Genomic DNA, 15944 nt, shown 5'->3' with positions numbered 1-15944 from the left:
ATGCTCGTGTCTCCTGGTATATATCCACGTTAGGTTTCATCAAGACGGCTAAAGGCCTGAAGTCAAAGTGGTTAACGCATCGTAATATTCCTCAACGCTCCCAGGCGCATCTGGAAAATATAGCATAGGCTCGATTAACTCGAGTTCCATCAAGATAAATTTACCGTTGATCATAACGCCATCTACACGTGCATGCAGGCACCCCGTTGCAAACCTGTCTACAAAAGACTTCGCTTTTTCTATTTCGTCTGCCGATGGATTTTGCAGATGTATTGTTCCACCAAAACCAAGCTGCACTCTAAACTCTCCCACCTGTGGTTTCTTCAGTACGCAATGACTGAAGTTACCTCCGAAGAAAAGATATGAAAGTTCACCTTCGTGAATCTGTTCAACAAACGGCTGTACAATAAATGATTCTTCACGCGTAAGCACATTGATACTATTGGTCTGCTCGGCTATATTATCCTCTGTTACGATGAAGGTATGTTTTGAGCCCGCACTGACGCACGGCTTCACGATCAACTGCTTTGTTTTGAAAGTGGCGAACAAACCACTCAGATTGTGTTGTTTTCCTGACTCAAGGAATATAGAAGGGATCACATCGAATCCCTCATCCTCCATTTGTTGGAGATAATGTTTATCGCTGTTCCAGCGAATGATTTCGTATGGATTCAGAATCCGGATACCAAGATCATGTATACCGGAAAGCCATTGCATGAAACGTCCGTAGTGATAATGATAATCCCAAGGCGATTTTATGATCACCAGATTAAAATCCTTCCAATTGATCTTATCATCGGCCCAGTATACACGCTGAACATCCCAATGCTTTGCCTGCAGAAAGTCAAGCAGCATTTTATCTTCCTGTAACCCGTAACCAATCTGTTTCTCTGCACGCTCGCAGATACATGCTACTTTAAATTGACTCATCCTGTTTCTATAATTCTACTTTCCTCAAAGTAATTTTAAAATAGGATTTCAAAACAGAATCACTTTTTAAAAGTTTGATGGTATCAATTTCCTATACCATCATCGGAAGTATTCCCGGCAGACTATAATTTCAAAATCTGCTCGGCATGTTGTTTCGTATCAACCTTATCGATGATGCTGGTGATCACACCTTTTTCATCAATCAAAAAGGTAGTACGCGCAGTGCCAAAGTATTTTTGTCCATCGCGTTCCTTCTCCACCCATACACCATACTTTTGATTAATCGATTTATCGGTGTCTGCCACGAGTGGAAACGGCAAACTATATTTCGTTTGAAATTCTTTATGCGAATTTACATCGTCTGTGCTTACCCCTATCGTTGTGTAACCCGACTTCAGTAACGAATCATGATTATCGCGCAGGTTGCAAGCTTCTTGCGTGCAGCCAGGTGTCTGATCTTTCGGATAAAAATATAGAATTACTTTCTTGCCCTTATAATCGTGCAAGGATATGGTTTTTCCATCCTGGTCTTTGGCTGTAAAATCGGGAGCCTTGTCACCAATTTTAAGAGCAGATTGCGCTTGTGTACTCATAGTAAAAAGAAGACTTAAAAGTGATAGAAGAAGAAAACGTGTTTTCATATTAGAGGGATTAATTGAGAGCGTACGAAGTTAATCAAAATAAAGATGATTTTCCGTTACAGCATTCATGAAGGATTTGTGAATTTATCAATAGCTATAGTCTTGAGGCGCTACATCAGATTCAGAGTTTTAGGCAAGATATATTAACGTGTTAGAACAACGTAATCCTGAAGTATAGCTTGCAAAAATCTCCGTTCGTCAGGGTATATATTTTCCACAGCCAGTACTTGCTTGATTCTTTCTGCCAGCAGGTGTATAGCTTCCTCGTGCGCATCGTTATCAAATTTGCGATGGCGATCAAGTGTTTTCTTGATTACCAGTACATCTTCCTCCTGTAACTGTTTAGCTTGTGGATATTCAGGTTTGTAGGAATCTTTAGAGTGGATCGCCAGAAGATCATTGAGTCTGAGATCCATCTTTGCCGCGAGTTTAACAACAGCAGTGTTGGCAACGATATCGCCAATGCGTTGTGCTTTAGGTGACGACACCACGAGTATAGAAGCAATGCCGCCAAGTGAAAAGTAAATATCGATCATCCGGAAAACCCAACGCGCAGCATAATCTGAAAATGTAGCCTGTCCACCAGCGGTTTTAATTACCTGTATCCGCATGGCCATCTTCCCTAAACTCTGTCCTTTATTCCATACCTCAAACGCGAGCGAATAGAAGAGAAAAACACACGACACAAAAAACATATATACACCGGCAGCAGTATCGGTGAGTCCTAAAATACCCATGCCAATGGTTGACAAAATGGTGATAGCAACGGCAATACAAATCAAGTCGAGAAAAAAAGCGAGGCCTCTGTCTCTTAAATCCGCCAACTCGTATTCCAACACTACATTCTGTGTAGTTTTAATTTCTATGTTCTTCATTTTGTGATCTTAAAACAATATTTTCACCCATTCATGAAAGAAACTCGTTTCATCGCTCAAAATAAGGAAAAGTGGCTCGAATCCGAAACGCTTCTCACCAGTCCTGTTAAAGATCCTGAAAAACTTAGCAATCTCTTTACACAAGTTGTTGACGACCTTTCTTTTTCACGAACGTATTATAAAAATCGATCTGTACGGGTCTACCTCAATAAAATTGCACGCGAATACTTTTCCATCATTTACAATCTGCGCAAGGAAAAGAAAAATCACTTTAAATTATTCTGGCTGGATGAGCTCCCTCAAATTATACTCTACTGCAAAAAACAGCTTCTCATCTCCTTTATAGTCTTTGTACTGGCTTCGTGCATCGGTGTATTTTCCTCGTATAAAGATCCCCAATTCGCGACCACTATTCTCGGTGAAAGTTATGTAGCCATGACCAAGGAGAATATCGAGAAAGGTGATCCGATGGCAGTATATAAAAAAGGACACCAGGTAGATATGTTTCTTGGCATTACGCTAAACAATCTGATGGTTGCCTTTCGAACCTATGTATTCGGTATATTTCTGGCTATAGGTTCATTAGCAATTCTGCTCTACAACGGTATCATGGTAGGATGCTTCCAGTTCTTTTTCATCGAGCGTGGCCTGCTCGCAGAGTCAGCACTCACTATATGGCTGCATGGCACATTGGAAATCTCGTCCATTATACTGGCGGGCGGTGCAGGATTAACGCTGGGCAGTGGATTAGTTTTTCCGGGTACATACTCACGACTGCAATCCTTCCAGATCTCTGCCATGCGTTCACTCAAACTCATGTTGGGTATATCTCCTATTTTTGTATTGGCGGCCATCATCGAAAGCTTTCTCACGCGCTATACAGAAGTGCCCGATGCCGTACGACTCATTCTTATACTCCTATCAGCGCTTCTTATCATTGGCTATTTTGTAATATATCCATGGCGTAAATCAAAAAGAGGCTTTGAAATTCCATTAATAGAGGTTCGCCTCCCTCCTACTCTGCGCGAAGCTATATATTACGATCGCATTAAAAATAACGCTGAAATCTTAAAAGACGCTTTTCTCTTTTATACGCGGAATGCCAACAAGCTTTTGTCTTGGATTCTTGTGATTACGCTGGCCATGACAACAGCCGATTTCGTCCTGGAAGGTCAGATCACTTTCGGCCTATATATAGATCAATGGTGGCAAAACATAGTAGCAGACATGTTCTACGCTCTGAAAACTCCGTCATCTATTTTTATTTTGATCAATACCCTCGGCACTTCACTCATTCTCTATAGAATTTTAATGATTGCTGATGCCGAATCAAAAAAGGCAAAACCAAAATTGGTTTGGACGACCCTGATCAAGACGATCTTGATCACGAGCTTGATTTATACCGCGATTTACCTGGGCGAGTGGGGAATCCTTTTCCTTTTCCTGAGCTATGGAATGTTCCTGCTATATACCTTCAGTCAACTTACAGAACAGAGCAACCTGCTCGATGCGTTTGCTCAAACGTGGACTTTAATCCGGACAAATTTTGGTCAGGTAATGGGTCTGCAGTTGATCCTGATGCTCATGTCATTTTCTTTTCTGCTCGTTCTTTCAGCACCGCTGATCTATATGTATACCACCATTCTCCAATGGAACTTTGCGGAGACCGATGTCTGGTCAAGAGGTATCGTACATTTCATTGAGTTGTTCATCAAAACATTTGCATTCAATCTGATTATACCCATCCTGGCAGCAAGCGTAGTGTATCTATACTTCTCATTAAAAGAAACGGATAGTGCTGAATCACTCAAAAAAGCAATCGCCATGGTAGGAAGCAAATTCTCAAAAACCAGCAAGCGATGAAGTATATAATTCCGCTATTGGTCATACTGCTGTTTTCTCTTCCAGCGCTGCATGCGCAGGATACTGACTCGGTAACCTATTCTGATCAGCAAACCGATGCCGAATACGCGCAAGAGGAAGCTGGCGAACAAAGTTATGATGAAGAAGAAACAACCGAGCATACTTTCGTAGCCCCCGATGAACTGACGCAGACAAAAAACTACAGTAAAGAAAAACTGGATGTAAAGAAGTTCGATCAGAAAAAATGGAAAGAAGTAGTTGGTTCCACCGATTACGATGAAAAACCAAAAAAGAAGAAAAAAGAAAAAACAGAAGAAGAGTCTGAAGACTCTCCGGAACAAGATTCAAGTGACTCCTCCATTACACCATGGGGCGGTGAAATACTGAAGATCGTTGCTTATGCTGCCATTATTGCATTCGTGATCTTTATAATATACTTCGTCACTAAAAATGCTTCTATCGGAAAGTCTAACAGAAAAATAATACAAGAAGAAGATACGGTAACCACGGTTGAAAATATTCAGGACCTCGATGTTCAGTCATTGTTACAGAAGACTATAGCAGAAGGTAATTTACGATTGGCGGTACGGCTATATTTTCTGGGACTTCTTAAAAAATTAAACGAAGGCGGAATTATCCGATGGAAAAAAGATAAGACCAACCGGGAGTATCTCACCGAACTCTATATCAAGCAATACTATTTTGAAGAAGTAAAAAGACTTACTCTTGCCTACGAACAAGTCTGGTATGGAGAACATAGACTGTCGTCCGAATTATATCAAAAACTCTTTGCCGAATTCGAAACGCTGGATCAAAAATTAAATTCACCGAAAGCATCGTGAAGAAAAGTCAGACCACTACCATTTTACTTTTTTCGGTGCTCGGTGTAATCCTGCTCCTCTATTTCTTTTTCAGCGGCAGCGAAGAAAAAAAATACCAATGGTACGAAAGCTATAAAGCAAACAGCAATCAACCGTACGGTACCAGCTTCATCAAACAATTATTGCAGAGCTATAGGCCTGGCAAAAGTTTTATATACAACGACAAGAAGCCGTTGCACGAAGTACTCGACAGCCTTGGCAACAAACAGACCGACTATGTCTTTATAGGGCAAAGCCTTCACCTGAACAAAGAAGATGCTGAGGCACTTCTTAAATTCATTGAAAATGGGAATGATGCTTTTATAGCGTGCATTGAGATTCCTGAAAATATAGCCGGTATATATTTCAATGAATGCGAGCGCGACATCACGCTTGAGCAGCGCGAAGCAGGTTCCGTTACGTTGAACTTTTATAATGAAAATATCCATACGGAATATGGCTATAATTATTCCTATCGTTTTGGTGGCAAAGATCACAACTACTACTGGAATGCCTTCAGCGAATTCCTCTTCTGTGATTCGGCTAAATCGATAGTGCCACTTGGCTACCAGGATCCGGATCACGTTAACTTCCTGAAATTTCAACACGGCAAGGGTACTATATATTTACACAGCAACCCGTTGGTATTCACGAACTATTTTATATCCAAACCCATAAAAGCAGACTATGCATCCAGTGTATTCGCGCACCTGCATGGAAAATATATACTGTGGGATGAGTACAGTAAAGTGGAGTTTACCGGAAACAACAATCCGGAGATTAGTCCGCTATACTATATACTGGAACAACCGGCTTTAAAATATGCCTGGTGGATGATGCTGGGATGCGTGATACTCTATGTATTCTTCGGTGCCAAGCGAACACAACGTGTGATTCCGGTACTCGAAGCAAAAACAAACACATCGCTTGAATTCGTAAAGTTGATCTCCGCGCTTCATTATCAAAATGAAAACCACCTGGATATAGCGCGCAAAAAAATGAAGTACTTCCAGTATTTTATCCGTGCTAAATATAGCATCCATACACAGATGCCTGTGGCAGAACAGATTAAACGGCTCGCAGAAAAATCAAAAGTTGATGCCCACGATATACAGATCATCTTTGATCAATACAACGTTATCGAACGCAATTCGCAGTATAACACAGCCGTAGATAAACTGGTAAACTTGTATAACGCAATCGAAAAATTTTATAAACACTGTAAATAATTTACAGATACACTATGGAAGAAAACATTGAATTTGAAAGCACGTTGCAACCTGAGATCGACCAGCTGAACGAACGGGTTATGCGCATCAAGCAAGAGATTGGTAAAGCTGTTGTCGGGCAGGAAACCACCATCGATTTATTGCTGGCTGGTATATTTACCGGTGGTCATATTTTGTTGGAAGGTGTACCTGGCATTGCCAAAACACTCACCGCTAAACTTGTCGCAAAGTCTTTGTCGGTAAGCTTCTCGCGCATTCAGTTCACACCTGACCTGATGCCTACGGATGTGACGGGTACTTCTGTTTTCAACATGAAGACTTCCGAATTTAATTTTAACAAAGGTCCGGTATTCGCGAATCTGGTATTGATCGATGAGATTAACCGTGCTCCGGCTAAAACACAGTCTTCACTTTTCGAAGTGATGGAAGAAAAACAAATTACCATTGATGGCACTACGTATCCAATGGATTTTCCTTTCCTGGTGATAGCAACACAAAATCCGATTGAGCAGGAAGGAACATACCGGCTGCCCGAAGCACAACTTGATCGTTTTTTATTCCGCATCAAATTAAAATATCCTACGCTGGAACAGGAAGTAGATATACTTAAAAAATTCAAAGATGATTTTAGTCAGAAGGTATTGGACACGATTCAATCGGTTATATCAAAACAGGAATTAAAGCATTGCCAGGAATTGATTGAAAAGATTCACATCAAAGATGAAATTATACTCTATATAGCGAGACTTATTGACAATACGCGAAACAATGGCGACCTGATGCTGGGCGCATCACCCCGTGCGTCTTTATCGATTATGCGTGCTGCAAAAGCTATAGCCGCCATGAACGGTCGTGACTTCGTTACTCCGGATGATGTGAAGTTTGTGGCGTACCCGGTATTGAATCACCGTATCATCCTGACTGCTGAACGCGAGATGGAAGGCATTGAAGCTGAAGATATCATTAAAGAAATAACCGAACGAGTAGAAGTACCACGCTAATGAGTTTTATCAGAAACCTGTTTCTTACCAATCGCTTCTTTTACATCGCTGCCGCCCTCACCGGTGCTATGATGCTTGCCTATGCATTTCCTTTTTTGTTTGCCGTTGTAAAAACAGGCTGTATACTCTTTGCTGTTCTGTGCATCATCGACACCATACTCTTGTATAACAAAAGCGTGGTGGTTTCAGTTGAGCGGGATATACCTTCGGTATTATCGCTGGGTGACAACAATACCATAACACTGTCGCTGCTAAATAAGTCACGCATCAAACTTATCATCGAACTCATTGATGAACTCCCGGAGCAATTTCAGATCAGGAACTTCATGCTGCAGCACACGTTGTTTCCGGATCAGCCTTATCAAAAAACATATTCATTAAGACCCGTTACCCGGGGAGAGTATATCTTTGGAAAGGTGCATCTATACCTGACTACAAACCTGGGATTGGTGAAGAGACGGATCAGCTCCGCACTGGAAGCAAGCGTACCGGTATATCCATCGATCATCCAGATGAAGAAGTACGAATTGAAAACGTTCGCCCGAACGGCTACCGAGTATGGTGTAAAGAAGGTAAGACGCATCGGACACAGCTATGAGTTCGAGCACATCCGACAGTATATACGCGGTGATGATTACCGAAGTATCAACTGGAAGGCTACGGGCCGCAGAGCGCACCTGATGATCAACCAGTATGAAGATGAGAAATCGCAGCAGGTATACTGCATCATCGACAAGAGTCGCGTTATGCACATGCCCTTTCACGGGTTAAGCCTGTTTGACTATGCCGTGAATGCTTCTCTGGTTATTTCTAATATTGTATTAGGAAAACAGGACAAGGCTGGACTGATTACCTTCGCAGAAACTCCCAAAGCCCTTGTAAAAGCAGAACGAAGTAAAACACAACTTAGAAAAATTCTCGACACGCTATATAAAGAAAAGGAAGGCGCTGTAGAAGCGAACTACGAAAGTATGTATATGACGGTTCGGAATTTCGTAAATGGAAGGAGCTTATTATTCTTATATACAAACTTTGAAAGTACATATGCTTTACAACGCGTATTACCACAATTACGAAAGCTGAATGACCAGCATTTACTGGTGGTGATATTTTTTGAGAACACTGAAATTACCACGCGCACGTCTGAAGGTGTAGAAACGCTGGAAGATATCTATACGCAGGTAACGGCAGAACAATATATACTTACAAAGGCACAGCTTGTTCAACAACTGAAGCAACACGGCATCATGAGTATATTAACAAAACCGGAAAATCTGACGGTAACAACTATTAATAAATACCTTGAATTGAAATCGAGAGGAATGATCTGATCGTACAGTTACTAAGCCGCCAGTCAGATCATTCACTATGTATAGCCTATGCGTAATAAACGTATGTATTGGCGAGCTTGTCATGGATACCCTGTTTATTACTATCCCAGCCAACCATCATAAAACCAATGCAAAAGAAAAGTTGTGACACAAATTTACCGAAAGATCTGCCTAGCGCATTGGCAAACGATAATTTTTCCCCTTGCGATTTACCAACTTTTATACGAACAGCTTGCTTTCCAAAAGTAGCTTGCTTACCAGAGCTTTCCAGTATACTAAAATAAAGTATAATGATAGCCCAAAATACAATTACAAAAAGCACACCTTCTCCGGCATCGCCTAACACCAATACAGATACAATTGAAATGACAAACATCAGAATAACAAGATCAATCAGCAAGGCACAGGTACGTATCCAAAAACCAGCAAATTTTAAGTGTCGCTCTGCATCAGCGGGTGCATCGAGTATTTGATCTATCGGCTCCATAAGTTGTTTTGATTAGGTGCTACAAGGTAAAAATAATTCAACACTGTATAGCACAACAATCTATATTCGGGCTCGGATTAGCACCTGTTAAACTTAGCTTCATGACCTTCAAACCACTGATGTTTGCCGGCACGGCATCAAACGTTGGTAAAAGTATACTTACCACTGCTTTCTGTCGCATCTTTAAACAAGATGGATTTAATCCTGCTCCCTTCAAGGCGCAAAATATGTCATTGAACAGCTATGCTACTCCGGAGGGGCTTGAAATAGGAAGAGCACAGGCAACACAAGCTGAAGCAGCCGGTATACCTTGCCATACCGATATGAATCCGGTATTGCTCAAGCCCACCGGAAATTTATCATCTCAAGTGATTTTGCATGGTAAGCCTATCGGGAATCAATCGGCTTATGACTATTTTAAAAAAGAAGGCAAGGATGCACTCTTCGAAGAAGTAAAGAAATCTTTTTCACGACTTGCTTCACAATATAACCCTGTTGTAATGGAAGGCGCAGGAAGTATAACGGAATTAAATCTGAAAGATAAAGATATAGTCAACATGCGGATGGCACTCCATGCAAACGCAGCCGTTATACTAGTCGCTGATATAGATCGGGGTGGAATCTTTGCCAGCCTGTATGGCTCGGTTAAACTACTCCCTGAACATGAGCGCAAATTGATCAAAGGAATTATCGTTAATAAATTCAGAGGTGACACACGACTTTTCGATAGTGGCATAAAAATATTGGAAGAGATTACGGAAGTACCCGTTCTTGGAGTCGTTCCTTATTTCGATACTATTGATATTGATGATGAAGACTCCGTGGGTCTCGAGGTAAAAAACAGCAGGCCTGCCGTTGGCAAACTTAACGTTTGTGTGATCCGCCTTCCCCGGATTTCCAACTTTACCGATTTCAATGTTATTGAAAATCAGAAAGGAGTAAATTTATTTTACTCGATGGAACCCGATTTCGTAAAGCAAGCCGACATCATTATTATTCCAGGAAGTAAAAATACAATTCAGGATCTGCAAGCTATATATGACCATGGTCTTGATGAAGTGATCTATACCGCTCACCGAGGTAAGAAAACAATAATCGGTATATGTGGCGGGTATCAAATGTTGGGTGCGGAAATACACGACCCGTTGCAAATCGAATCTGAGCAACAGTATAGCAAGGGATTGGGGCTTTTGCCTGTTATAACGACATTGGCACAAACCAAGCAAACCTTTCAAAAACAGTTTTATTATAGGGAAAACATGACGGAGCCTTGCAAGGGTTACGAAATCCACATGGGTGTTACGCACGCTATACAGGAAGAAAACCCGGTAAGTGTAATGGAAGATGGAACTATGGACGGCTACTATTTAAACGATCATTGCTGGGGAAGCTATATTCATGGTATATTTGATAATCCATCGGTACTGAAATCGTTGTTCAAAAATTACAATATTGAAATCCCATCTATACCACCACAGGCCTATAAAGAAAAGCAATACGATCTATTGGCAGACTGGGTTCGAAAAGCCGTGGATGTAAACCGAATCTATACTATTATACAAGCACAATGATTTACGGACACGGAGACGATCTATATAAGTTTCAGGATAAGATCATTGCCAACTTCAGTTCGAACGTCTGGTATAAAGGGCCAGACCCACAGGTGTTGGATGCTATACAACGGTCAATTCCATTCGTAAAAAATTACCCGGAACCCAACGGTGATAGTCTCTGTAAAAAACTGGCATCTATATACTCGCTGAATGCGAACAATTTTATTATCACGAATGGTGCAGCCGAAGCTTTCTATATGATCGCACAAGCGTTTCGCCAAACCACTGCGACTATTTTTACGCCTACCTTTTCGGAATACGAAGACGCAGCGAACGTCAACGATATTCAATGCTCTTTCATTCCTTTCGAGGATCTGAAAAACGATCTGAAGATCCGTACGAAGATTGCTTTTATATGCAATCCCAATAATCCAACAGGACAACAATTTGAAAGCGGCTTCTTGCTAGATTTAATGAAGACAAATACGGATACTCTCTTTATCGTGGACGAAGCCTACGCTGACTTCACGGTCAGCCGACAGAGTATTCTTCCCTATATTTATAGCATCCCAAATTTTTTGATTGTACATTCCTTCACGAAAACGTTTGGCATTCCAGGGCTACGAATCGGTTTTATAGCCGGACAACCTGAGCAAGTTGAAGCTATAGCACGTTTCAAAATTCCCTGGGCGGTGAATGCAATCGCATTACATACAATGGAATTTGTAGCAGATAACTATAAACAGTTAAAGCCATCTATGGCACCCTTGTTAACCGAATGCCTGTGGTTTCGAGAAGAGATCAACAAAATTGGAGGCTTTGAAGCGATGCAATCTTCAACCACCTATTTTCTAACAAAGATGGCGAACGGAAGTGCATCAGCACTAAAGGAATATCTCATTAACTATAACGGGTGCCTGATTCGCGATGCTTCCAACTTTCGTGGACTCAATCATCAGTACTTCCGACTTGCCACGCTCGACAGAGAGAAGAATATACTTTTATTAAACGGCCTTCGCGCATGGAAAGCATATACCGGTTCGTAGCTCCTTTAATCATTGGCTATATATTAGATTTGTTATTGGGTGATCCTGAAAAGATGCCTCACCCGGTAAGACTATTCGGTAATCTGATCAACGCAGGCGAAAAAAAATTAAATACAAGGAATTATCGTTTCCTAAAGGGACTCTTTTTATCCATTGCACTGATCGGCTCTACTTACCTGACATTTTTTCTCGCAGAAAAATTCATCTTCTCCTTGAATGACTATATACACATCGCATGCACATCATTGTTTGTATACTTTGGTATCGCAAATCGCTGTCTCATAGACGAAGGAAGGAATGTATTTAAAAAATTAAAGGTCGATCTGCCAACAGCCAGAACACAGCTCTCGCGGATTGTAGGGCGTGAAACAAAAAACCTGAGCGACCAACAAATCAAGACTGCTGTTTTCGAAACCATGTCGGAAAATCTTTCGGATGGTGTTATCGCACCACTCTTCTATTATGCCATTGGTGGTGTACCCGCGATGATGGCCTATAAAATGATCAACACGCTTGACTCGATGATCGCATATCGCAGTCCACGATATGAGCAGTTCGGAAAATTTGCAGCACGCCTGGATGATGTGGCGAATTATATACCGGCCCGATTAACAGCGTTATTCATAAGTCTGGTGACACTTAGCAAGCGTGCTATATACTTTACGTTTGTATATGGTCGTCTACATAAAAGCCCGAATGCCGGCTACCCTGAAGCAGCGCTCGCTGGCGCATTGGATTGTCGCTTTGGCGGCAACAATTATTATCACGGAATATTAGTGGAAAAACCTTATATCGGAACAAACCCCAGGAATATTGAAGACCGGGAGATCAACACTGTAATCTATATAAATCATGCCGTTACATTCCTGAGTGCTGCAATAATAGTCTTATTGAACTTTGTATTGATGTAGACCCACATCACTTTTAGCACCTATATCTGAAAAATCTCTTCGATAAAAGAGATTTTATCGCCCCAATAAAAATGCATATACGATGCAATAACGTTTTTGTAGCGATATACCTTCATCTTCACAGGTTCATCTTTTGCATTGCGTATATCACCGATGGCGGCTATAGGGAATTTAGTTCTAAGTGCTGAATAGTGAAATTCATGCCCACAATATATCTCATTATTAAGGGCAAATTTCCGATACCCTAAAGTTAATACCCGTTCAGCCATTGACGTCTGCAAATCAAGAACCCCACTCATATCATAAGGTTTGCCGGAGGAATCGATAATGGCGTTGCCGAGATACATTATTCCACCGCACTCCGCCAATACCTTCCCACCATTATCGCAATAGACTGCCAGTGATTGTTTCATGGATATATTTGCCGATAGCCGATCCAGAAATAATTCAGGATAACCGCCAGCCAGGTATAGTATATCAGCTTCCGGTATAGATGAATCTTCCAGCGGGCTAAAAAACACCACATCATACCTCCGATTCAATACTTCAATATTCTCATGATAGGTAAATGTAAATGCCGCGTCATGCGCGATGGCGATTTTGAGCCGCGACCTCTCCGTATGTACAGGTGCACTCTGCCTAGACGAACCTCTATCCGTTACGAGGCATGTCTCAGTTATAGTATCCAGTGAAACAGTCTTGCTTATGTGCGCTGCGATTTTCTGAATGATAGCATCACCATTACTTTCAAGTGTGAGACCAAGGTGCCGTGAGGGAATTTTTATTTCGTCACTACCGGGTACAAATCCAAAACACGGAACACCAACATCCGCAGCAGAATCTTTCAAAAAATTATAATGCGAAATGGTGTTGACGTGATTAAAAATAACACCAGCGATCTTAATTCTCGGATCAAAATTTTTAAACCCGTATAGTATAGGAGCCACGGAATATGCACTTGCTTTCGTCGGAAGTACTAATATGACCGGAACATCCAGGAGTATAGCAATTTCCGCACTGCTTCCCTGCATTCTGTCCGATCCATCAAACAATCCCATCACACCCTCTATGATGGATACATCTGCTGTATCGCTATAGCGTTGGTATAAATCCTTTACATGATCAGGGCTCATCATGAATGTATCCAGGTTGATTGCAGGACGTTGAGCCGCTTGCGACAGGAATTTAGTATCGATATAATCCGGACCACATTTAAAAACCTGCACGGTCATTCCTTTCTCCTTAAACAATTTTATAAGGCCCAGCGTTACCGTTGTCTTACCGGAATTACTGGACGGCGCAGAAACTAAAAAATGATATTTCATGTAAAGCAAAGATAGAGCGAACGGTGGTATACACTCTAAAAGAAATCGATAAAGTTTATTATTAAATGTTTATATATAGTATCGGCATGTTACCTTGCGCTATATTTTATAGTGAAGGCATTAGGCAATTTAAAGTATGTAATTACCGGTGGACCGGGAAGCGGCAAAACGAGCATCATTGATACGTTGTCAAAAATGGGCTATAAAACTTTTGACGAAGTCTCACGAAAATTAATCAGACAGCAATCGCTTCTGAAAGATGGTGCATTTCCCTGGAAGAACATGAAAAACTTTGCCGACCTCGCGTTGCTTGATATGGAAAAACAATTCCTGCAAGCTCAGCATGAAAGCAGTCTGACTTTTTTTGATCGTGGTATACCAGACATTTCAGGCTACCTGCGTTTTACCGGTATACCAGTAAGCGCAACAATCTCTGACGCATCCAACCTATACCGCTATGCCTCCCATGTTTTCATTTGCCCACCCTGGCCGGAGATCTATACAAATGATCCGGAACGCCCTCAAACACCTCAGAACGCTATTGATCTATACCATTGCATTTATACTGCTTACAAATCGCTTAGCTATATTCTTACCGAAGTTCCGAAAGGTACGCTTGCTGAACGTGTTGAATTCATTCTAAATACAACGAAAGCACACCATCCTGCTTTAATCCATTGAATCACGAATCATCTTATGAAACGACATATAAAATTCATTGCATCGAACAACGTAAAAGCATTTTATATCCTTGCAATCCTGTTAACAAGTATCAGCTGTAATAAACCACAAGACGAGACCGATAAATCCCACTCTGAAATCAATATTCGTTACGCAGAAAGGTTTGTTGTAGAAACCAATGGCAACGAAATTGCAGCAACGGTAAAATTAGAAGCAGGCCAGGAGCAGCAGTATATATTTCATAAGAAAGATAGTATACAGGAAAAATCCAGTATAACCGCATCCAATATAGAAGTACCTCTTGAAAAGGTGGTCTGTCTCGCTTCCCCTCACATTTGCCTTATTAATAGTCTGCAAGAAACCGACAAGATCATTGGACTTGAAGATTACAAGAGTGTATATAATCCAGCTATACTTGATAAAGTAAGGTCCGGGCAAATTCATGAGGTTGGTAATTATGATCAACTCAACCTGGAGTTACTGGTAAATATTCATCCTGATGCAATCTTTGAATCCGTTAGTAGTATGTCGGGCAGGAATGCCGGACAACTGGAGAATCTTGCATTAAGAACCATCGCTATACCTGCACATTTTGAAACCCATCCTTTGGGTCGCCTTGAGTGGATCAAGTTTTTTGCATTGTTCTTTGATAAACGGCAATATGCTGATTCACTCTTTACGGCTATTGAATCTTCTTATCTGCATACATCACAGTTGACGCGATCTGCCGCGCATAAGCCTACCGTTGTAGCCGGATATTTCAGCAAGGGAGTGTGGGTAGCGCCAGGCGGAAAAAGCTACTTTGCACAACTTCTGAAAGATGCCGGGGCAGACTATATCTGGAAAGATGATTCTACCTCCGGCAACATCAAACTCAACTATGAACAGTTGCTCAGCAAGGGACTCGAGGCTGATTACTTCATAAACATTCAAATGATTTTCAAAGAACGCGAGCAGGTACTAAACGAAATGCCTGAGATCAGGTCTTTCAAAAGTATCCGCAATAATAATTTCTATATGAATAACGCCATGGTAAATGCTTTTGGTAAAAACAATTACTGGGAGCAAGGATTTGTAGAACCACAGGTTATCTTAAAGGATCTCGGAAGAATTTTTCATCCGGAACTTTTTCCGGATCATACACCAGTATACTTTAAATAAGATATCTCCGTTTGGCTCAAGCAAATCTATCTGATAAATTCATCTGCATT

At 41.2% G+C, this 15944-nt stretch carries 15 protein-coding genes; 10 read left to right on the top strand and 5 right to left on the bottom strand.

Annotated elements, in window-relative coordinates; translation table 11 throughout:
- Positions 1-48 precede the first annotated feature (48 nt).
- From B5Y40_RS03780 to B5Y40_RS03770, 3 genes are all read right to left on the bottom strand, one after another.
- Positions 49-930: an ATP-grasp domain-containing protein gene (locus tag B5Y40_RS03780; protein WP_079685364.1), complete on the bottom strand. Its 882-nt coding sequence runs from the start codon at positions 928-930 to the stop codon at positions 49-51.
- A 122-nt stretch (positions 931-1052) separates the two neighbouring features.
- Complete coding sequence (gene bcp / locus B5Y40_RS03775) at positions 1053-1523, bottom strand: thioredoxin-dependent thiol peroxidase (protein ID WP_079685363.1); 471 nt, start codon at positions 1521-1523, stop codon at positions 1053-1055.
- Between the two features lie 191 nt (positions 1524-1714).
- The gene (locus B5Y40_RS03770) at positions 1715-2446 is read right to left on the bottom strand and encodes an RDD family protein (RefSeq protein ID WP_079685362.1); all 732 of its coding nucleotides are present in this window, start codon (positions 2444-2446) and stop codon (positions 1715-1717) included.
- A 33-nt stretch (positions 2447-2479) separates the two neighbouring features.
- Here B5Y40_RS03770 and B5Y40_RS03765 point away from each other — a divergent pair, with 33 nt between their 5' ends.
- From B5Y40_RS03765 to B5Y40_RS03745, 5 genes are read left to right on the top strand one after another with little or no spacing between them, the layout of a single operon-like run.
- Positions 2480-4309 carry a stage II sporulation protein M gene (locus B5Y40_RS03765; protein ID WP_079685361.1) on the top strand — a complete coding sequence of 610 codons (1830 nt, stop codon included), beginning with the start codon at positions 2480-2482 and terminating at the stop codon, positions 4307-4309.
- Complete coding sequence (locus tag B5Y40_RS03760; protein WP_079685360.1) at positions 4306-5151, top strand: DUF4129 domain-containing protein; 846 nt, start codon at positions 4306-4308, stop codon at positions 5149-5151. The genes B5Y40_RS03765 and B5Y40_RS03760 overlap by 4 nt, the downstream gene beginning before the upstream one ends.
- Positions 5148-6398 carry a DUF4350 domain-containing protein gene (locus B5Y40_RS03755; RefSeq protein WP_079685359.1) on the top strand — a complete coding sequence of 417 codons (1251 nt, stop codon included), beginning with the start codon at positions 5148-5150 and terminating at the stop codon, positions 6396-6398. Before B5Y40_RS03760 ends, B5Y40_RS03755 begins: the two co-directional genes overlap by 4 nt.
- 14 nt (positions 6399-6412) lie before the next feature.
- Positions 6413-7399: an AAA family ATPase gene (locus B5Y40_RS03750; protein WP_079685358.1), complete on the top strand. Its 987-nt coding sequence runs from the start codon at positions 6413-6415 to the stop codon at positions 7397-7399.
- The gene (locus tag B5Y40_RS03745) at positions 7399-8730 is read left to right on the top strand and encodes a DUF58 domain-containing protein (RefSeq protein ID WP_079685357.1); all 1332 of its coding nucleotides are present in this window, start codon (positions 7399-7401) and stop codon (positions 8728-8730) included. The genes B5Y40_RS03750 and B5Y40_RS03745 overlap by 1 nt, the downstream gene beginning before the upstream one ends.
- A gap of 46 nt (positions 8731-8776) precedes the next feature.
- On the opposite strand, the gene B5Y40_RS03740 is transcribed toward B5Y40_RS03745, so the two are convergent.
- Positions 8777-9217, bottom strand: a complete 441-nt coding sequence (locus B5Y40_RS03740; protein WP_079685356.1) for an RDD family protein — start codon at positions 9215-9217, stop codon at positions 8777-8779.
- 101 nt (positions 9218-9318) lie between these two features.
- On the opposite strand from B5Y40_RS03740, the gene B5Y40_RS03735 reads away from it, so the two are divergent.
- Genes B5Y40_RS03735 through cbiB form a run of 3 tightly spaced genes read left to right on the top strand, consistent with a single transcriptional unit; the run spans position 9319 to position 12727 of the window.
- Positions 9319-10788 carry a cobyric acid synthase gene (locus B5Y40_RS03735; protein ID WP_221408865.1) on the top strand — a complete coding sequence of 490 codons (1470 nt, stop codon included), beginning with the start codon at positions 9319-9321 and terminating at the stop codon, positions 10786-10788.
- Positions 10785-11816: a pyridoxal phosphate-dependent aminotransferase gene (locus B5Y40_RS03730; protein ID WP_079685355.1), complete on the top strand. Its 1032-nt coding sequence runs from the start codon at positions 10785-10787 to the stop codon at positions 11814-11816. The genes B5Y40_RS03735 and B5Y40_RS03730 overlap by 4 nt, the downstream gene beginning before the upstream one ends.
- A complete protein-coding gene (gene cbiB / locus B5Y40_RS03725; RefSeq protein ID WP_079685354.1) occupies positions 11792-12727 on the top strand; it encodes an adenosylcobinamide-phosphate synthase CbiB in 936 nt (311 codons plus the stop codon). The genes B5Y40_RS03730 and cbiB overlap by 25 nt, the downstream gene beginning before the upstream one ends.
- 20 nt (positions 12728-12747) lie before the next feature.
- Here the strand turns inward: cbiB and B5Y40_RS03720 are convergent, their stop codons facing one another.
- Positions 12748-14052: a cobyrinic acid a,c-diamide synthase CobB gene (locus B5Y40_RS03720; protein ID WP_079685353.1), complete on the bottom strand. Its 1305-nt coding sequence runs from the start codon at positions 14050-14052 to the stop codon at positions 12748-12750.
- A gap of 111 nt (positions 14053-14163) precedes the next feature.
- On the opposite strand from B5Y40_RS03720, the gene B5Y40_RS03715 reads away from it, so the two are divergent.
- Both B5Y40_RS03715 and B5Y40_RS03710 read left to right on the top strand, forming a co-directional pair.
- Positions 14164-14733 carry an AAA family ATPase gene (locus B5Y40_RS03715; protein ID WP_159453596.1) on the top strand — a complete coding sequence of 190 codons (570 nt, stop codon included), beginning with the start codon at positions 14164-14166 and terminating at the stop codon, positions 14731-14733.
- A 15-nt stretch (positions 14734-14748) separates the two neighbouring features.
- Positions 14749-15894, top strand: a complete 1146-nt coding sequence (locus B5Y40_RS03710; protein ID WP_079685351.1) for an ABC transporter substrate-binding protein — start codon at positions 14749-14751, stop codon at positions 15892-15894.
- Positions 15895-15944: the final 50 nt, after the last annotated feature.

Source organism: Ohtaekwangia koreensis, assembly GCF_900167975.1.
GTDB lineage: Bacteria > Bacteroidota > Bacteroidia > Cytophagales > Cyclobacteriaceae > Ohtaekwangia > Ohtaekwangia koreensis.
This window is presented reverse-complemented; position numbering and strand designations above follow the sequence as displayed.